Genomic DNA, 16,326 nt, shown 5'->3' on the forward strand with positions numbered 1-16,326 from the left:
TCCAGGCACCGCCTGACGCGCCGTGCGCCGCATGAGCTCGACCATCGCGCGCGAGCCCTTCACCTCGGCGACGGCCGGGTCGTCGCGGCGGGTGGCGCGGACGCCGTCGACCACCTCGCCGAGCGAGCGCAGCGCCACCGCGGTCTCGCCGAGGCTGGGCAGCACGCGCTCGATGTAGCGCATGAACACCCCGCTCGGGCCCACCACCAGCACGCCGCCGGTCTCGTAGCGGCGCCGGTCGGCGTAGAGGAGGTAGGCCGCACGGTGCAGCGCGACGACCGTCTTGCCGGTGCCGGGCCCGCCCGAGATGGCGACGACGCCCTTGCTCGGCGCGCGGATCGCCCGGTCCTGCTCGGCCTGGATGGTGGCCACGATGGAGTGCATCGAGCGGTCGCGGGCGCGCGAGAGCTGAGCCATCAGCGCGCCCTCGCCCACGATGGGCAGGTCGGTCTCGACCTCGGTGTCGATCAGGTCGTCCTCGACCCCGACCACCTGCTCTCCCGAGCTGCGCAGGATCCGACGCCGCACGACGCCGCGCGGGTCGGCGTGCGTGGCCTGGTAGAACACCGCCGCGGCCGGGGCCCGCCAGTCGATGAGCAGGACGTCGCGGTTGTCGTCGCGCAGCCCGATGCGGCCGATGTAGCGGGGCTCGTCGGTGATCTCGCGTCGCATGTCGAGGCGACCGAAGACCAGGCCCTCGTGGGCGGCGTCGAGCGTGGCCAGCCGGCGGGCGGCCTGGAAGACCATCGCGTCGCGCTCGACGAGCCCGCCCTCGTGACCCAGGGCGCCGCGCGAGTAGCCCTCACGGGCCAGGGCCTGCGCCGACTCCGCCGAGCGGACCAGCTGACGGTAGACGCCGTCGACGAACTCCTGCTCGCGCGCTACTTCGCGCGATGCGACGTCGTCGTTCACTGCGTCGTCCCTTTCCCGATCGAGCGAGGGAACAACGTTACCTGTGAAGACCTTCCCGTGATCCGGGTTCTGCGTCACACCTCCTCGAGCGCGCGGCCGGTCGACCGCGGCCCGAGCAGCCCGACGTCGAGGCACAGCAGGCCCATGATCACCGCTGCTCCCGCGAAGACGCCGCCCGCGTGGAAGGTCTCCAGCGCGCTGACCGCGATGAACGGCAGGACCGCCGAGATCAGCCGCGACAGCGAGTAGCAGGTGCCCACCGCGGTGGCGCGGATCGTCGTCGGGAAGATCTCGGCCTGGTAGACGTGGAAGGCGTTGGAGAAGACGTTGCTGGAGACGGTGAGCAGGAACCCGGCCGTCACGATCACCGCGGTGTCGGTCGAGAGCCCGAAGACCAGCCCGAACGCCGCCAGCAGCAACGCCGAGACCACGATGAGGTGCTTGCGCTCGAGCCGCTCGACGATGGGGACGGCCACGAGCGCGCCGAGCGGGTAGCCGGCGAAGGCCAGCGCCGCGTAGCCGAGCGAGTCGGTGACGTCGTAGCCCTTCGACACCAGCACCAGCGGCGCCAGCGTGCCGAAGCCGTAGTAGCCGACCGTCTGCAGGACGTTGAAGACCGCCAGCATGACGGTGCGCCGCCGGTACTCCGGATCCAGCAGCCGCCGCAGCGGCACGCGGCCCTCGGGGGCGGCCTCGATGACGGCGGCGTCGACCCGGGGCGGCGTGGTGACGCCGGCGGCGGCCTCGATGCGGGCGACGACCTCCTCGGACTCCGCTGCGCGACCGTGCGTCTCCAGCCACCGCGGCGACTCGGGCAGCCAGGTGCGCGCGGCCAGCACGAACAGCGCACCCAGGCCCCCGGCGATGAGCAGCCAGCGCCAGCCGTCCAGGCCGAGGATCTGGTGGCCGGCCACCACCCGGGCGCCGAAGAGCGCGGCCAGGGGAACGCCGAGGAAGCCGACGACGTAGGCCCACGAGACGTAGCGGCCCCGCACCCGGCCGGGCAGGAACTCCGCGAGGTAGGTGTCGACCAGCACCAGCTCGGACCCGATGCCCACTCCGCACAGGAACCGCACGACCACGAAGAAGGCGAGGTCGGGCGAGAACGCGGCGATGATCGACAGCAGGCTGTAGGAGGCCAGGTTGAGGATGAAGACCCGGCGGCGGCCCCAGCGGTCGGCCAGCGCGCTCATCACGTTCGCGCCGACGAACATGCCCGCGAACGCCGAGGCGATGACCATCGACTTGCCCGTCGTGCCGAGGCCCCACTGCTCGGCGAGGACGGCGGCGAGCACGCCCCCGAGGAAGACCTCGTAGAGGTCGAAGAACGAGCCGATCCCGACGATCGCCGTCATCCGGCGGTGCCAACCCGAGATCGGCAGTGAGTCCAGCCGGGCTGCAGAGCCCGCCTGGACGGTGGCCTGTGACATGCGCCTCACTCCCGGTGAGGACCGTGCCCAGGAATCAGATCGCCAAACCGTGCACGAACTCCCCGAGCTGCGTGAGGTTGCGGCACTCGACCATCGGCACCACCTCGCCGTACGCCGACGCCGCGGAGTCGCCGGTGTCCCAGTGCCGCGCGTGCTCGGGGTTGAGCCACCAGGCGTGGCGGCTCTCGCGGACCATGCGGCGCAGCGTCGGCAGCGCGAGGTCGCTGTGGTTGGAGCGGGCGTCGCCGAGCACCAGCAGCGAGGCCTGCGGACCGAGCGCGTCGTGGTGTCGCTCGTAGAACCGCTCCAACGCGCGTCCGTAGTGGGTGCGCCCGAACATCGCGACCTGCTGCACGCTGGCGGCCAGGTCGAGCATCGTCTGCACCGGGTCGGCGCCGGGCCGGAACCGGTCGGTGACCTCGGTGACCTCGTCGACGAAGGTGAAGGCGCGCACGCGGCTGAACTGCTCGCGCAGCGCGAAGACGAGCATCAACGTGAACTGGGCGAAGCTGGCGACGCTCCCGCTGACGTCGCAGAGCACCACCAGGTCGGTGCGAGCGGGGCGGCGCGGGCGGTGCTTGGTCTCCAGCGGGACGCCGCCGGTGCTCATCGACGCCCGCACGGTGCGGCGGAAGTCGAGGCTGCCGCGGCCCTGCGCTGCCTGCTCGCGGGCCAGCCGGGTGGCCAGGCGCCGGGCGAGCGGGTGGATCTGGCGGCGCATCTCGACCAGGTCGGCGCGGCGGGCGGAGGTGAAGTCGAGGTTCTCCACGGTGGGCCGCACCGCGTGCCGCGACATGTGGTCGGCGCCCTTCTCCTCCGCGACCCGGCGGCGGGCGTCGGCCTCTGCGTAGCGGCCGAACTCCTCGACGCGGCGCTGCACGCGGCGGCGGGCGGCGGGGGCGTCGTCGGGATCGGCGGCCAGCCCGGCGACGACGCGGTCGACCAGCTCGGCGGCGTGGATGCGGTGCAGCGCGGTGTACGCCGACCACGACGCCTGCCCCTGACCGCGCCCCTTCATCTCCCCGAACCGCCCCACCCCCTCCCGCGCGAGCTGGGCCAGCAGGTCCGGGTCGCCGCTCCCCAGGGCCTCGGCCAGACGGTCGCGGAGGTGGGCCAGCGCCTCCGGCCCGTCGGATAGTCCGAGACGAGATGGCTGCTGATCGGGCTCCGGAGCAGCCATTTCGTCTCTGACTATCCCGTCACCGAGCAGCGGCGGGAACCAGAGGTCGAACAGGGCGTCGAAGTTGGGGCGGTGGGTGGGGCGCTTGACCAGGGTGGCGGCATACGCGGCGCGCAGGGCGTCGCGGTCGAGGAGGGGCAGCTGCTGAGCGGCACGGACGGCGTCGAGGTCCTCGGCCAGCGACACCGGGACGCCGGAGCGCCGCAGCGCCTCGACGAGACCGACGTGCCGGTCGAGCAGGCTCACGACGTGCGCGCCAGCCGTAGCTCCTTGGTCGCGCGCTCCTGGTCGGAGACGTGCTTGAGCACGACCCCCAGGGTGCGGGCGGCGACGTCGGCGTCGAGGTGGCCGGCGTCGAGCGCCAGCAGGGTGCGGGCCCAGTCGACCGACTCGGCGATCGAGGGCGCCTTCTTCAGCTCCAGCTCGCGCAGCCGGCCCACCATCTCGACCAGCTGCTCGACGAGCCGCTCGCCGGCCTCGGGCACCTGCGACAGGACGATCGCCTTCTCGCGGTCGGCGTCGGGATAGTCGAGGTGGAGGTAGAGGCAGCGGCGCTTGAGCGCCTCGGAGAGCTCGCGCGAGGCGTTCGAGGTGAGGACCACGAACGGACGCCGCGTGGCGACCACGGTGCCGAGCTCGGGGATGGTCACCTGGAAGTCGCTGAGCACCTCCAGCAGCAGCCCCTCGACCTCGACGTCGGTCTTGTCGACCTCGTCGACCAGCAGCACCGTGGGGTCCTCGCGCCGGATCGCGGTGAGCAGGGGCCGGGTGAGCAGGAACTCCTCGGAGAAGATGTCGTCGTGGGTCTCCTCCCACGCCTGGGCGCCGGCGGCCTGGATGCGCAGCAGCTGCTTCTTGTAGTTCCACTCGTACAGCGCCCGCGCCTCGTCGAGCCCCTCGTAGCACTGCAGCCGCACCAGGGCGGCGTCGGCCGCGGCGGTGACGGCCTTGGCCAGCTCGGTCTTCCCGACGCCGGCCGGCCCCTCCACCAGGAGCGGCTTGCCGAGCACGCCGGCCAGGAACACGGTGGTGGCGGTGTCGTCGTCGGCGAGGTAGCCGACGTCGGCCAGCCGCTTGACGGCGTCGGCGGGCGACTCGAACCAGGTCACCACCCCAGTCTGCCCGTCGGGTGATCGGCGGCTCCAGAGGGGCTTGGGGTCAGGAAGTGATGGCGGTGGTCAGGCATTCTCGTGGCCCCGGGCCCCGCAATTCCCCGCACGTGCGGGGAATTGCGGGGACCTAGCCGACGTGCACGTGCGGGCGCCGGTCCCGGTCCGGCTCGGCCCGCCGCAGGATCTCCCGGGTGGTGGGGGCGACCTCGCCCTGGCCGAGCAGGAGGAAGCGGAGGAAGTTGCTGACCGGGTTGCCCTCGGTCCACTCGAAGTAGACGTGGGGCACCGCACCGGTCAGGTCGCGCACCTCGATGGCCAGGGCGGCGAGGGCGTTGGAGACCGAGGAGGACTCCAGCGACAGCACGCGGTAGCGCTCGCACAGCACCTCGCCGTGCACGCGCAGGGCGGTCTCGAAGTCCGAGGGGTCGGTCACCGTCACCTCGACGAACACGACGTCGGCGTCGGCCGGGATCTCGCCGTCGCGGCGGATCTGGCGCTCCTTCTCGGCGTACTCGGTCAGGTCGCGGGCGTCGGGCTCGTTGGCCACGAGCCGGATGGTGCGGCGCGCGCAGTCGCGCACGAAGCGCTGCGCGGTGGCGTCGAGCTCGACGTCGGTGACGCGCAGCTCGAAGGACCGCGTCACGCGGGAGAGCAGCGAGACGGCGATGATCGCGGCGATGAAGCAGGCGCCGATCTTGACGCCGTCGGGGCGCTCGAGGACGTTGTCGACCGTCGTGTAGACGAACACCGCGGCCACCAGCGCGAAGAACAGCGTGAGCTTGCGCTGGCCGTGGCGGCGGGCCGCGAGCGTGACCGCCACCGCCGCGCTGGTGATCAGGACGAGGACGCCGGTGGCGTAGGCGCCGCCCTGGGCGTCGACGCTGGCGTCGAAGATCCAGGTAATGACGAAGCCGGTGGCGGTCAGCACCAGCACCAGCGGCCGGACCGCGCCGGCCCACTCCGGCGACATGCCGTAGCGCGGGAGGTAGCGCGGGATGAGGTTGAGCAGGCCGGCCATCGCCGAGGCGCCGGCGAACCAGAGGATCGCGATGGTCGAGACGTCGTAGACGGTGCCGAAGCCGCTACCGAGGTACTCGTGGGCCAAGAACGCCAGCGCGCGGCCGTTGGCCTCGCCACCGGTGCGGAACTCCGCGGCCGGGATGAGCAGGGTGGTGATGAACGAGGTCGCCACCAAGAAGACGCTCATGATCACCGCGGCGGTCGTGAGCAGCCGCTTGGTGCCGCGGATCCTGCCGGCGGGGCGGTCGCTGCTGTCGCCGGCGTCGCCGCGCACGTGCGGCATCACGGCCACACCGGTCTCGAAGCCCGACAGGCCGAGCGCCAGCTGCGGGAACACCATCAGCGCCACCGCGACCATCATGATCGGGTCGCCGTGCTGGCGCACCAGTGCCGAGGACCAGTCGGGCACCACCGTCGGGTCGGTGACGATGTGGGCGAGGCCGACCACCACGACGACGACGTTGAGCGCGAGGTAGACGCCCACCAGCACGACGGCGATCCCGATCGCCTCGCGGAAGCCCCGCAGGAAGACCGCACCGAGCAGGCCGAGCAGCACCAGCGTCACGATCAGCTGCTGACCGTGCAGGAACGACGGCGCGAACGGGTTCTCGATGAGGTGGGCCGAGGCGTCGGCGGCCGAGAGGGTCATGGTGATGACGAAGTCGGTGGCGGCGAAGCCGAGCAGGACCAGCACGAACAGCTTGCCCCGCCAGAACGGCAGCAGCCGCTCCAGCATCGCGATGGAGCCCTGGCCGCTGGGACTCTCCTGCGCGACGCGGCGGTAGACCGGCAGCGCGCCGAACAGGGTGACGAGCACCAGGATCACCGTGGCCACGGGCGAGAGCACCCCGGCCGCGAGCGCGGCGATGCCGGGCTGGTAGCCCAGCGTGGAGAAGTAGTCGACGCCGGTCAGGCACATCACCTGCCACCACGAGCGGCCCTCGTGCGGGGACGACGCCGTGTCGGCGTCGGCCTGCTCGAAGAGCCACCGGGCCAGCCGGCCGCGACGAGCCGCTCGCGCGGCGGCGGGTGAGGTCATGGTGGTCACGCCTTCCATTGCAGCAGCCGGGTGTCAGGACCGCGTTAGGAACCGGGCCGACGTCGTCAGGATCACGTGAGGGGCGCCGAGGCGGCCCCCGAGCGGGTCGACGCTGGCGCCATGACCACCACCGTGGCGCCGCCCGCAGCCGCACCCACCTCACCTCCGATCAGCCGCGAGCCGGGCGTCCGGTTCGCGATCGCACACGTCGTCCTCGTCGTCGCGACGCTGCTCGCCGCCGCGCTGCACCTCGACGTCCTCGCCGAGCTGGCCGTCCTGGCCGCGGCCGTCGCGATCGGGGGCCACGGTCTGCGTCCGGCCTGGACGACGGCGCTCGGCCTCTCCGGGTGGGCCCTGCTCACCGGGTTCCTCGAGCACACGGCCGGGACGCTGAGCTTCGCCGGCGGCGACCTGCGCCACCTGGCGCTGCTGGTGGCGATCGGCCTCGCGACCGGTCTGGCGACCGGTCTGGCGGCTGGCCGGTGAGCGCCGCCGACGCCGTCGGGCTGGTGCTGAGCCTGCTCGCCCTGGCCTACCTGCTCCTCGCCCTCGTCCTCCCCGAACGGTTCTAGAGATGCCTGATTCCCTGGCCGGCCTGCTCCAGGTCGGTGTCCTGATCCTCGCCCTGGGCCTGGCCTGGCGACCGCTGGGCGACTACATCGCGCGGGTGTTCACCTCCGAGCGCCACCTCGCCGTCGAGCGCCTCACCTACCGGCTGATCGGCGTCGATCCCGACGGCGACCAGCGCTGGCCGGTCTACGCCCGCGCCGTCATCGCCTTCTCGGTGGTCGGCGTCGTGCTCCTCTTCGTGCTCCAGCGGGTTCAGGCGCACCTGCCGTTCTCCCTCGGCCTGGACAACGTGCCGACGGCGCTGGCCTTCAACACCGCCGCCTCCTTCGTCACCAACACCAACTGGCAGGCCTACTCGGGTGAGTCCACGATGGGCTACGTCGTGCAGGCCGCCGGGCTGGCGGTGCAGAACTTCGTCTCGGCTGCGGTCGGGCTCTCGGTGGCGGTCGCGCTGATCCGCGGCTTCACCCGCAGCCGCACCGACCGGCTCGGCAACTTCTGGGTCGACCTGGTGCGCGGCGTCGTCCGGGTGCTGCTGCCGCTGTCCGTCGTGGCCGCGATCGTGCTGATCGCCTGCGGCGCGGTGCAGAACCTCTCCGACAACACCGTCGTCACCACGCTGCTGGGTCACCACCAGACCATCACCGGCGGTCCCGTCGCCTCCCAGGAGGCGATCAAGCAGCTGGGCACCAACGGCGGCGGCTTCTACAACGCCAACGCCGCCCACCCCTTCGAGAACCCCGGCCCCTTCAGCGACCTGTTCTCGGTGTTCTTGCTGCTGCTCCTGCCCGTCGCGCTGACGCGCACCTTCGGCAGGCTGGTCGGCGACGTACGTCAGGGCGTCGCGGTGCTGGCCACCATGACCCTGCTGTGGGGCGTCCTCGTCGTCGCCGTCACCGCCCTGGAGCTGCACGCAGGCACGTTGGAGGGCACGGAGACGCGGTTCGGGATCCCGTCCTCGGCGCTCTACGCCGTCAGCACCACCGGCACGTCCACCGGCTCGGTGAACTCCTTCCACTCCTCCTACGGCGGCGTCTCGGGCGGCCTGCTGATCCTCAACATGGGCCTCGGCGAGGTGGCGCCGGGCGGCGTCGGCTCGGGTCTCTACGGCATCTTGGTGCTGGCCATCGTGGCGGTGTTCGTCGCCGGGCTGATGGTGGGCCGGACGCCGGAGTACCTGCGCAAGAAGATCACCGGCCGCGAGATGAAGCTGGTCTCGCTCAACATCCTCACGATGCCGCTGGTGGTGCTGGTCGGCACCGGCATCGCGATGTCCTTCAGCGCGCCGCGCTCCTCGATGCTCAACGACGGACCGCACGGGCTCTCCGAGGTGCTCTACGCCTTCATGTCGGCCACCAACAACAACGGCTCGGCCTTCGCCGGGCTGAGCGCCGACACCACCTTCTACAACCTCGCGCTGGGGATCGCGATGCTGCTCGGCCGGTTCGTGCCGATCGTGCTCACCCTCGCGCTGGCCGGCTCCCTGGCCCGTCAGCAACCGGTCCCCGAGAGCGCGGGGACCCTGCCCACCCGTGGTCCGCTGTTCGTGGTGATGCTCGCCGGCGTCACCGTGATCGTCGCGGCCCTCACCTTCTTCCCGGTGCTGGCACTGGGACCGTTCGCGGAAGGCCTGCGATGAACCTGTCCCTGCTGGCGAGCGCGCTGCCCGGCGCGTTCCGCAAGCTCGACCCCCGGGTGATGGTGAAGAGCCCGGTGATGTTCGTGGTCGAGGTCGGCGCGGTGTTCTCCACCGTGTCGGCGATCCTCGACCCGAGCGTCTTCGCCTGGACCATCGTGGTCTGGCTCTGGCTCACCGTGCTGTTCGCCAACCTGGCCGAGGCCGTCGCCGAGGGGCGCGGCAAGGCGCAGGCGGCGACGCTGCGGCGCACGCGCACCGAGACCACGGCGACCTTGCCGGACGGTGGCGAGATGCCGGCCTCCGACCTGCGGCCCGGCGACCTCGTCGTGGTGGTGGCGGGCCAGGTGATCCCCGGCGACGGCGACGTCGTCGAGGGCGTCGCCTCGGTGGACGAGTCGGCGATCACCGGCGAGTCCGCGCCGGTGATCCGCGAGTCCGGCGGCGACCGCAGCTCGGTGACCGGCGGCACCACGGTGCTCAGTGACCGCATCGTCGTGCGCATCACCGCCAAGCCCGGCGAGAGCTTCGTGGACCGGATGATCGCGCTGGTCGAGGGAGCCAGCCGGCAGAAGACCCCGAACGAGATCGCGCTCAACATCCTGCTCGCCGCGCTCAGCATCGTGTTCCTGGCCGCCACCGTGACGCTGCAGCCGTTCGCCGTCTACTCCGGGGCGCCGCAGTCGGTGATCGTGCTGGTCGCGCTGCTGGTCTGCCTCATCCCGACCACGATCGGCGCGCTGCTCTCGGCGATCGGCATCGCGGGCATGGACCGGCTCGTGCAGCACAACGTGCTGGCGATGTCGGGCCGCGCGGTGGAGGCCGCCGGCGACGTCAACACGCTGCTCCTGGACAAGACCGGCACCATCACCCTCGGCAACCGGCAGGCCACCCGGTTCTTGCCGCTGGCCGCCGTCGACGAGGCCGACCTGGCCGACGCCGCGCAGCTCTCCAGCCTGGCCGACGAGACCCCCGAGGGCCGCTCGATCGTGGTCCTGGCCAAGCAGGCGTACGGCCTGCGCGAGCGCGAGACCGGCGAGCTGCCGCAGGCCGAGTTCGTGCCGTTCACCGCCCAGACCCGGATGTCGGGCGTGGACCTGCCCGACCACCAGGTGCGCAAGGGGGCGGCGGCGACGATCATGGCCTGGGTCCACGAGTTCGGCGGCCAGACCGACACCACGCTGACCCGCACCGTCGACACCGTCTCCGAGGCCGGCGGCACGCCGCTGGTCGTGGCCGAACGGCGCGGCGGCTCCGCCCGTGCGCTGGGGGTCATCGCGCTGACCGACGTCGTCAAGGACGGCATGCGCGAGCGGTTCGACCAGATGCGGGCGATGGGCATCCGCACGGTGATGATCACCGGCGACAACCCGCTGACGGCGAAGGCGATCGCCGGCGAGGCCGGCGTCGACGACTTCCTGGCCGAGGCCACGCCCGAGGACAAGATGGCGCTCATCAAGGCCGAGCAGGCCGGCGGCCGGCTCGTGGCGATGACCGGTGACGGCACCAACGACGCCCCGGCGCTCGCGCAGGCCGACGTCGGCGTGGCCATGAACACCGGCACGTCGGCGGCCAAGGAGGCCGGCAACATGGTCGACCTCGACTCCGACCCGACCAAGCTGATCGAGATCGTGGGCATCGGCAAGCAGCTGCTCATCACCCGCGGCGCGCTGACGACCTTCTCGATCGCCAACGACGTGGCCAAGTACTTCGCGATCATCCCGGCGATGTTCGCCGGGGTGTACCCGACGCTCTCGTCGCTCAACGTGATGCGGCTGGCCACGCCGGAGTCCGCGATCGTCTCGGCGGTCATCTTCAACGCATTGGTGATCGTGGCCCTGGTGCCGCTGGCGCTGCGCGGCGTCGCCTACCGGCCCTCGTCGGCCGCGGCGCTGCTGCGCCGGAACCTGCTGGTCTACGGCGTCGGCGGCCTCGTCGCGCCGTTCGTCGGCATCAAGCTGATCGACCTCCTGGTCTCACAGATCCCGGGGCTCGGACGATGAGAGGGCGCACGAGAGGAATGAGGATGGGTCAGTACGGACCGGCCGTGCGGGTGATGGTGCTCTTCACGGTGCTGCTCGGCATCGCCTACCCGCTGGCGATCACCGGCGTGGGCCAGGTGGCGTTCCACGACCGGGCCAACGGCTCGCGGGTCGAGAAGTCCGGGACGGTGGTGGGCTCCTCGCTCATCGGCCAGTCCTTCGCCGGCTCGAAGCGCTACTTCTGGGGCCGGCCCTCGGCCGGCGGGTACGACCCCCTGGCCACCGGCGCCAGCAACCTGGCGCTGGACAGCTCCGGGCTGCGCAAGCAGGTGGCCCAGCGGCGGGCGCAGGCGGCGAAGGCCGACGGCGTGGCGCCGTCGCGCGTGGCCGCCGACGCGCTGTACGCCAGCGGCTCGGGCGTCGACCCGCAGATCTCCCCGGCCTACGCCGAGCAGCAGGTGCGGCGGGTCGCCGCGGCTCGCGGACTCTCGGCGGCGACGGTGCGCCGGCTCGTCGCCGAGCACACGCAGGGCCGCGAGCTCGGCTTCCTCGGCGAGCCGCGGGTGAACGTCTTGGCCCTCAACCTCGCTCTCGACGCGTCACACTGAGGCGGTGGGATCGAGGGGCCGGCTGCGCGTCTACCTGGGCGCGGCGCCGGGGGTGGGCAAGACGTACGCGATGCTCGGCGAGGCCCGCCGCCGGCTCGAGCGCGGCACCGACGTGGTGGTCGGCGTCGTCGAGACCCACGGCCGGGTGCACACCGAGGAGATGCTCGCCGGGCTCGAGGTGGTGCCGCGGGTGAAGCGCACGCACCGCGGGGTGGAGCTGGCGGAGATGGACGTCGAGGCCGTGCTGCGGCGCCACCCCGAGGTGGCGCTGGTCGACGAGCTGGCCCACACCAACGTCCCGGGCGGGCGGCACGACAAGCGCTGGCAGGACGTCGAGGAGCTGCTCGACGCCGGCATCGACGTCGTCACCACGGTCAACATCCAGCACCTGGAGTCGGTCAACGACGTCGTCGAGCAGATCACCGGCGTGGCCCAGCGCGAGACCGTGCCCGACGCGGTGGTCCGGGCCGCGGACCAGATCGAGCTCAAGGACATGGCCGGGGCGTCGCTGCGTCGCCGGCTGGCGCACGGCAACATCTACGCGCCGGAGAAGATCGACGCCGCGCTGGGCAGCTACTTCCGGCTCGGCAACCTCGAGGCGCTGCGCGAGATCGCGCTGCTGTGGACCGCCGACCGCGTCGACGACGCGCTGCAGCGCTACCGCGCCGACCACGACATCGACCGCACCTGGGAGACCCGGGAGCGGGTGGTCGTCGCACTGACCGGCGGCGCCGAGGGAGAGACGCTGGTCCGGCGAGCAGCACGGATCGCCAACCGGGCCGGCGGCGAGCTGCTGGCGCTGCACGTGACCCGCTCCGACGGCCTGGTCGGCGTCGACGCGGAGAAGCTCGCCCACCAGCGCACGCTGGTGGAGTCGCTCGGCGGCAGCTACCACCAGGTGCTCGGCGACGACGTGCCGCAGGCGCTGCTCAGCTTCGCCCGCGCGGAGAACGCCACCCAGCTGGTGCTCGGCGACAGCCGCCGCAGCCGGCTGGTGGCGCTGCTGACCGGTCCCGGCATCGGGACGTCGGTGATCCGCAGCTCCGGTGACATCGACGTCCACATCGTCACCCACCGGCTAGCCGGCGCCGGCCGGTTCCCGCGGCGACGCGGCGCCGTCAGCTCACCGCGCCGGCTCGCCGGGTTCGGGCTCGCGGTGCTGCTGCCCGCGCTGCTCACCGGGGCCCTCGTGCCGCTGCGCGGCGACAACCTGGTCACCGACGCGATGCTGTTCCTGCTGCTGACGGTGGTGGTCTCGGTGGTCGGCGGCACGCTGCCGGCGCTGCTGGCCGCGGTGGTCGGCTCGATGCTCCTCAACTTCTTCTTCACCCCGCCGCTGCACACGCTGACCATCGCCGACGGCAACAACGCCCTGGCACTCGGCGTCTTCCTGCTCGTGGCCGTGCTGGTGAGCTCGGTGGTCGACCTGGCCGCTCGGCGCACGCGCGAGGCGGCGAGGTCCTCGGCGGAGTCGCGGACGCTGGCCGACCTGGCCGCCGCGAGCCTGGGCGGCGACGACGCGGTGGGCAACGTGCTGGAGCGGCTGCGCGAGACCCTGGGCCTGACGTCGGTGTCGCTGTGCGACGCACCCGACAGCAGCGCCGACACCTGCGTGCCGGCCGGTCCCGACCGCTACCTGCTGCTGCGCGGACGGATCCTGGAGGCCGACGAGCAGCGCATGGTGGGCGCCTTCGCCGACCAGGTGGCGGCCCTGGTCGACCGGGCCCGGCTGCGCCAGGAGGCCTCCGAGGCGGGAGTGCTGGCCGCCGGCAACCGGATGCGGACCGCGCTGCTGGCCGCCGTCGGCCACGACCTGCGGACGCCGCTGGCCGCCGCGAAGGCGTCGGTCTCCAGCCTGCGCGCCGCCGACATCGCCCTCGACGACGCCGACCGCGACGAGCTGCTCGCCGCAGCCGACGAGTCGCTGGATCGCCTCGCCGCCCTGGTGGACAACCTGCTCGACATGAGCCGGCTGCAGACCGGCGCGATGACGGTGCGACTCGAGCCCACCGGCCTGGAGGAGGTCGTCGCCCGTGCCCTGGACGACCTGGGCCCCGACGGCCGTCGCGTCCGCGTGGAGGTGCCGCCCGACCTGCCGCCGGCGCTGGCCGACCCGGGACTGCTGGAGCGGGTGGTGGCCAACGTCGTCGGCAACGCCCTGCGGTACGCCCCGGCCGACCGGCCGCCGCTGCTCACCGGCAGCGCCGTCGGCTCGCGGGTGGAGATCCGGGTGGTCGACCGCGGACCCGGCATCCCGGCCGCCGAGCGCGACCGGGTGTTCCGCCCGTTCCAGCGGCTCGGCGACACCGACAACACCACCGGTCTGGGCCTGGGCCTGGCGCTCTCGCGCGGGCTCGCCGAGGGCATGGGCGGCACGCTCGAGCCCGAGGAGACCCCCGGCGGCGGCCTGACGATGGTGCTGGCGCTGCCCGCAGCCGACTCCCCCGAAGTGCCCGAGCCCGGGCGGCGCGAGCGGGCCCGTCGATGACCCGCATCCTGGTCGTCGACGACGAGCCGCAGATCGTGCGCGCGCTGGCCATCAACCTGCGCGCCCGCGGCTACGAGGTGCGCACCGCCGCCACGGCCGCCGAGGCGCTGCAGCAGGCCTCGGCCCACCAGCCCGAGGTGGTGGTGCTCGACCTCGGCCTGCCCGACCTCGACGGCACCGAGGTGATCGCCGGCATCCGCGGCTGGAGCGACGTCCCGATCCTGGTGCTCTCCGGCCGCTCCGACAGCCTGGACAAGGTGGCCGCCCTCGACGCCGGCGCCGACGACTACGTGACCAAGCCGTTCGGCATGGAGGAGCTGCTGGCCCGGCTGCGCGCGATGCTGCGACGCGGCGGCCGGGTCGAGGAGGAGACCCCCGAGGTGCGCCTGGGCGAGGTCTCGGTCGACCTGGCCGCGCACCGCGTCGTGCGCGGGGAGGAGACCGTGCGGCTCACCCCCACCGAGTGGCACCTGCTCGAGGTGCTGCTGCGCAACCCCGGCCGGCTGCTGAGCCAGCGCTACCTGCTCGAGGAGGTGTGGGGCCCCGGCTACGAGACCGCCCAGGGCAACCTGCGGCTCTACATGGGCCAGCTGCGGCGCAAGCTCGAGCCCGACCCGGCCCGGCCGCGGTTCTTGGTCAACGAGCCGGGGATGGGGTATCGGTTCGAGCCATGAGCGGCGGGGGTTTTGCCGGGTGCCCGGCAAAACTCTTCACAATCGCCGCATTTCTCACCGGTTTTCGGGGGGTTTTGCCGGGTGCCCGGCAAAACCCCGGGCGCGAATGCCTCAGAGCGGCCTCAGATCGGGCGCAGCTCGTCGGCATACGACAGCGAGACCCGCTTGAGCAGCCCGCCCTCGTCGACGCGGTACTGGCCCATCCGCCACAGCGGCGGGCTGTAGGCGTGGATGGAGACCGAGCCGTGGACGGCGCCGTTGAGCCGGTGGATGTGGTCGGTCTCGAAGGAGAAGGTCTCCCCGGCGCGCACGCGGGTCTCCTTGGCGCCGTGCTCCAGCGTCAGGTTGTTCTCCACCAGCTCGCCGGCCACCACGGTGACCGCGCCGCAGGAGACGTCGTGGTCGTGCCAGCCGGTGTCGTTCTCCGGGGTCCAGCACAGGAGCCAGACGTCGACGTGGGCGTCGCGGTGCAGCGAGACGTAGACCCGCTCCTCAGTGTCGAAGGCCACGCGGTCGGCCCACTTCTCCGGGTGGGCGGCCAGGTCGCGGACCAGGTCCTCCAGCTCGCTCGGGGTGAGGTCGCGACTGACGACCTCCTCCAGCACGCTCAGCTCGCGAACGCCCATGACGGCTCCTCCTCCTGCTGGTTGCTCCCCTCACCGGCGAGCAGCCGGGTCGGGTTCGTGACGCGGACGGCGTGGGTGGCGGCGTCGCCGAACAGGTGCGCCACCGGCTCGCCGTAGGGCCGGTCCGAGCCCAGGACGAGGGCGTCGATCCCCAGCGCGCGCACCAGGGCGTCGTGCCCGCGGGCGCCGTAGCCGGCGGAGTCGACGTAGACCAGCGGGTCGACCGCGGTGTCGGTGCCGCCGCGCAGCACGTGGCGCTCGTGGTGCAGGGGCGCCAGGCCCGCGCCGGCGGCGAAGACCAGGCGCAGGGTCGGGAACAGCGAGCGACCCCGCAGCTCGTGCCAGGCCCACCAGGCCGCGTGCAGCTGCTGCACGTAGCCCACGACGGCCGGCCACCAGGAGGGCACCGGACCGTCGAGAGGGTGGGAGCGCACCGGGCCGGGGTGGACCATGACCGGCTTGTCGCACAGCTCGGCCACCAGCAGCACCTGGGCCAGCCGCTCCCAGCCGGCCGGCGTGGCCAGCCAGGTGGCCGGCAGCTGCAGGCCGACGACGCGCTCGTGGCGCAGCAGCTCGGTCAGCCCGACGGCGTCGGGCTGCTGCGCGGCGACCGAGGCCCAGACACCGAAGTGATCGGGCAGCGCCAGGGCACCGTCGTGCCAGGCCGCCAGCAACCCGGCCGCCTCGGGCCGGGGCAGGTCCTCGATGCCCAACGGGGAAGAGAGGCTGAGGCAGGCCGATCCGACGCCGCTCTCGGCGTCGAGGCGGCGGCGAGCGTCGACGTCGTGGTCGGCCGGGTCGACCTCGTAGGGCTGCTCGCCCGCGGTGTGCAACGTCCAGCCGCGCAGGTACGGCGCGTGGCTGCGGGCGCGCAGCCGGTCGACCAGCTCCTCGGGCCACAGGTGCTGGTGCACGTCCACGGCGAGGGTCATCGCCACACACCTCCTAACTGCATAAGTTCTATTGACTTAGACTATTTCAGCAGATCCGCGGCTCGCGCGCCAGCGGAGTCTCGACATCGGGCGTGTCGTCGAGGAGCCGCGTCAGCC

General features: G+C 72.6%; 13 protein-coding genes. 7 read left to right on the plus strand and 6 right to left on the minus strand.

What is annotated here, in order from left to right; translation table 11 throughout:
• Positions 1-986 precede the first annotated feature (986 nt).
• From D9V37_RS17710 to D9V37_RS17725, 4 genes are all read right to left on the minus strand, one after another.
• The gene (locus D9V37_RS17710) at positions 987-2,342 is read right to left on the minus strand and encodes an MFS transporter (RefSeq protein ID WP_121807447.1); all 1,356 of its coding nucleotides are present in this window, start codon (positions 2,340-2,342) and stop codon (positions 987-989) included.
• A 34-nt stretch (positions 2,343-2,376) separates the two neighbouring features.
• The gene (locus D9V37_RS17715; protein ID WP_121807448.1) at positions 2,377-3,768 is read right to left on the minus strand and encodes a vWA domain-containing protein; all 1,392 of its coding nucleotides are present in this window, start codon (positions 3,766-3,768) and stop codon (positions 2,377-2,379) included.
• Positions 3,765-4,631: an AAA family ATPase gene (locus D9V37_RS17720; protein ID WP_232524990.1), complete on the minus strand. Its 867-nt coding sequence runs from the start codon at positions 4,629-4,631 to the stop codon at positions 3,765-3,767. The genes D9V37_RS17715 and D9V37_RS17720 overlap by 4 nt, the downstream gene beginning before the upstream one ends.
• A gap of 130 nt (positions 4,632-4,761) precedes the next feature.
• Positions 4,762-6,693: an APC family permease gene (locus tag D9V37_RS17725; RefSeq protein ID WP_332835764.1), complete on the minus strand. Its 1,932-nt coding sequence runs from the start codon at positions 6,691-6,693 to the stop codon at positions 4,762-4,764.
• A gap of 120 nt (positions 6,694-6,813) precedes the next feature.
• Here D9V37_RS17725 and D9V37_RS17730 point away from each other — a divergent pair, with 120 nt between their 5' ends.
• Genes D9V37_RS17730 through D9V37_RS17760 form a run of 7 tightly spaced genes read left to right on the plus strand, consistent with a single transcriptional unit; the run spans position 6,814 to position 14,651 of the window.
• Positions 6,814-7,179: a hypothetical protein gene (locus D9V37_RS17730; RefSeq protein ID WP_147455995.1), complete on the plus strand. Its 366-nt coding sequence runs from the start codon at positions 6,814-6,816 to the stop codon at positions 7,177-7,179.
• Positions 7,176-7,265 carry a K(+)-transporting ATPase subunit F gene (locus D9V37_RS17735; RefSeq protein WP_121807452.1) on the plus strand — a complete coding sequence of 30 codons (90 nt, stop codon included), beginning with the start codon at positions 7,176-7,178 and terminating at the stop codon, positions 7,263-7,265. Before D9V37_RS17730 ends, D9V37_RS17735 begins: the two co-directional genes overlap by 4 nt.
• 2 nt (positions 7,266-7,267) lie before the next feature.
• Positions 7,268-8,902, plus strand: coding sequence for a potassium-transporting ATPase subunit KdpA (gene kdpA / locus D9V37_RS17740; protein ID WP_121807453.1), 1,635 nt, complete (start codon positions 7,268-7,270; stop codon positions 8,900-8,902).
• A complete protein-coding gene (kdpB, locus tag D9V37_RS17745) occupies positions 8,899-10,902 on the plus strand; it encodes a potassium-transporting ATPase subunit KdpB (protein WP_121807454.1) in 2,004 nt (667 codons plus the stop codon). Before kdpA ends, kdpB begins: the two co-directional genes overlap by 4 nt.
• Entirely contained in the window at positions 10,899-11,489 is a 591-nt protein-coding gene (gene kdpC / locus D9V37_RS17750) for a potassium-transporting ATPase subunit KdpC (protein WP_121807455.1), read from the plus strand. Before kdpB ends, kdpC begins: the two co-directional genes overlap by 4 nt.
• 4 nt (positions 11,490-11,493) lie before the next feature.
• Positions 11,494-13,977 (plus strand): DUF4118 domain-containing protein, encoded by a 2,484-nt coding sequence (locus tag D9V37_RS17755; protein WP_198412632.1) that lies wholly within the window; start codon positions 11,494-11,496, stop codon positions 13,975-13,977.
• Positions 13,974-14,651, plus strand: a complete 678-nt coding sequence (locus D9V37_RS17760; protein ID WP_121807456.1) for a response regulator — start codon at positions 13,974-13,976, stop codon at positions 14,649-14,651. Before D9V37_RS17755 ends, D9V37_RS17760 begins: the two co-directional genes overlap by 4 nt.
• 122 nt (positions 14,652-14,773) lie before the next feature.
• On the opposite strand, the gene D9V37_RS17765 is transcribed toward D9V37_RS17760, so the two are convergent.
• Both D9V37_RS17765 and D9V37_RS17770 read right to left on the minus strand, forming a co-directional pair.
• Positions 14,774-15,277 carry a cysteine dioxygenase gene (locus D9V37_RS17765; RefSeq protein WP_121807457.1) on the minus strand — a complete coding sequence of 168 codons (504 nt, stop codon included), beginning with the start codon at positions 15,275-15,277 and terminating at the stop codon, positions 14,774-14,776.
• Positions 15,259-16,209, minus strand: a complete 951-nt coding sequence (locus tag D9V37_RS17770) for an amidohydrolase family protein (RefSeq protein WP_121807458.1) — start codon at positions 16,207-16,209, stop codon at positions 15,259-15,261. The genes D9V37_RS17765 and D9V37_RS17770 overlap by 19 nt, the downstream gene beginning before the upstream one ends.
• Positions 16,210-16,326 lie beyond the last annotated feature (117 nt).

This window comes from Nocardioides mangrovicus, assembly GCF_003674065.1.
Classification (GTDB): domain Bacteria; phylum Actinomycetota; class Actinomycetes; order Propionibacteriales; family Nocardioidaceae; genus Marmoricola; species Marmoricola mangrovicus.

Coding starts and splice junctions, on each gene's coding strand:
- D9V37_RS17725 (WP_332835764.1), bottom strand. CDS start 6,693: ATGACCTCACCCGCCGCCGCGCGAGCGGCTCGTCGCGGCCGGCTGGCC.
- D9V37_RS17710 (WP_121807447.1), bottom strand. CDS start 2,342: ATGTCACAGGCCACCGTCCAGGCGGGCTCTGCAGCCCGGCTGGACTCA.
- kdpC (WP_121807455.1), top strand. CDS start 10,899: ATGAGAGGGCGCACGAGAGGAATGAGGATGGGTCAGTACGGACCGGCC.
- kdpA (WP_121807453.1), top strand. CDS start 7,268: ATGCCTGATTCCCTGGCCGGCCTGCTCCAGGTCGGTGTCCTGATCCTC.
- D9V37_RS17770 (WP_121807458.1), bottom strand. CDS start 16,209: ATGACCCTCGCCGTGGACGTGCACCAGCACCTGTGGCCCGAGGAGCTG.
- D9V37_RS17730 (WP_147455995.1), top strand. CDS start 6,814: ATGACCACCACCGTGGCGCCGCCCGCAGCCGCACCCACCTCACCTCCG.
- D9V37_RS17760 (WP_121807456.1), top strand. CDS start 13,974: ATGACCCGCATCCTGGTCGTCGACGACGAGCCGCAGATCGTGCGCGCG.
- kdpB (WP_121807454.1), top strand. CDS start 8,899: ATGAACCTGTCCCTGCTGGCGAGCGCGCTGCCCGGCGCGTTCCGCAAG.
- D9V37_RS17765 (WP_121807457.1), bottom strand. CDS start 15,277: ATGGGCGTTCGCGAGCTGAGCGTGCTGGAGGAGGTCGTCAGTCGCGAC.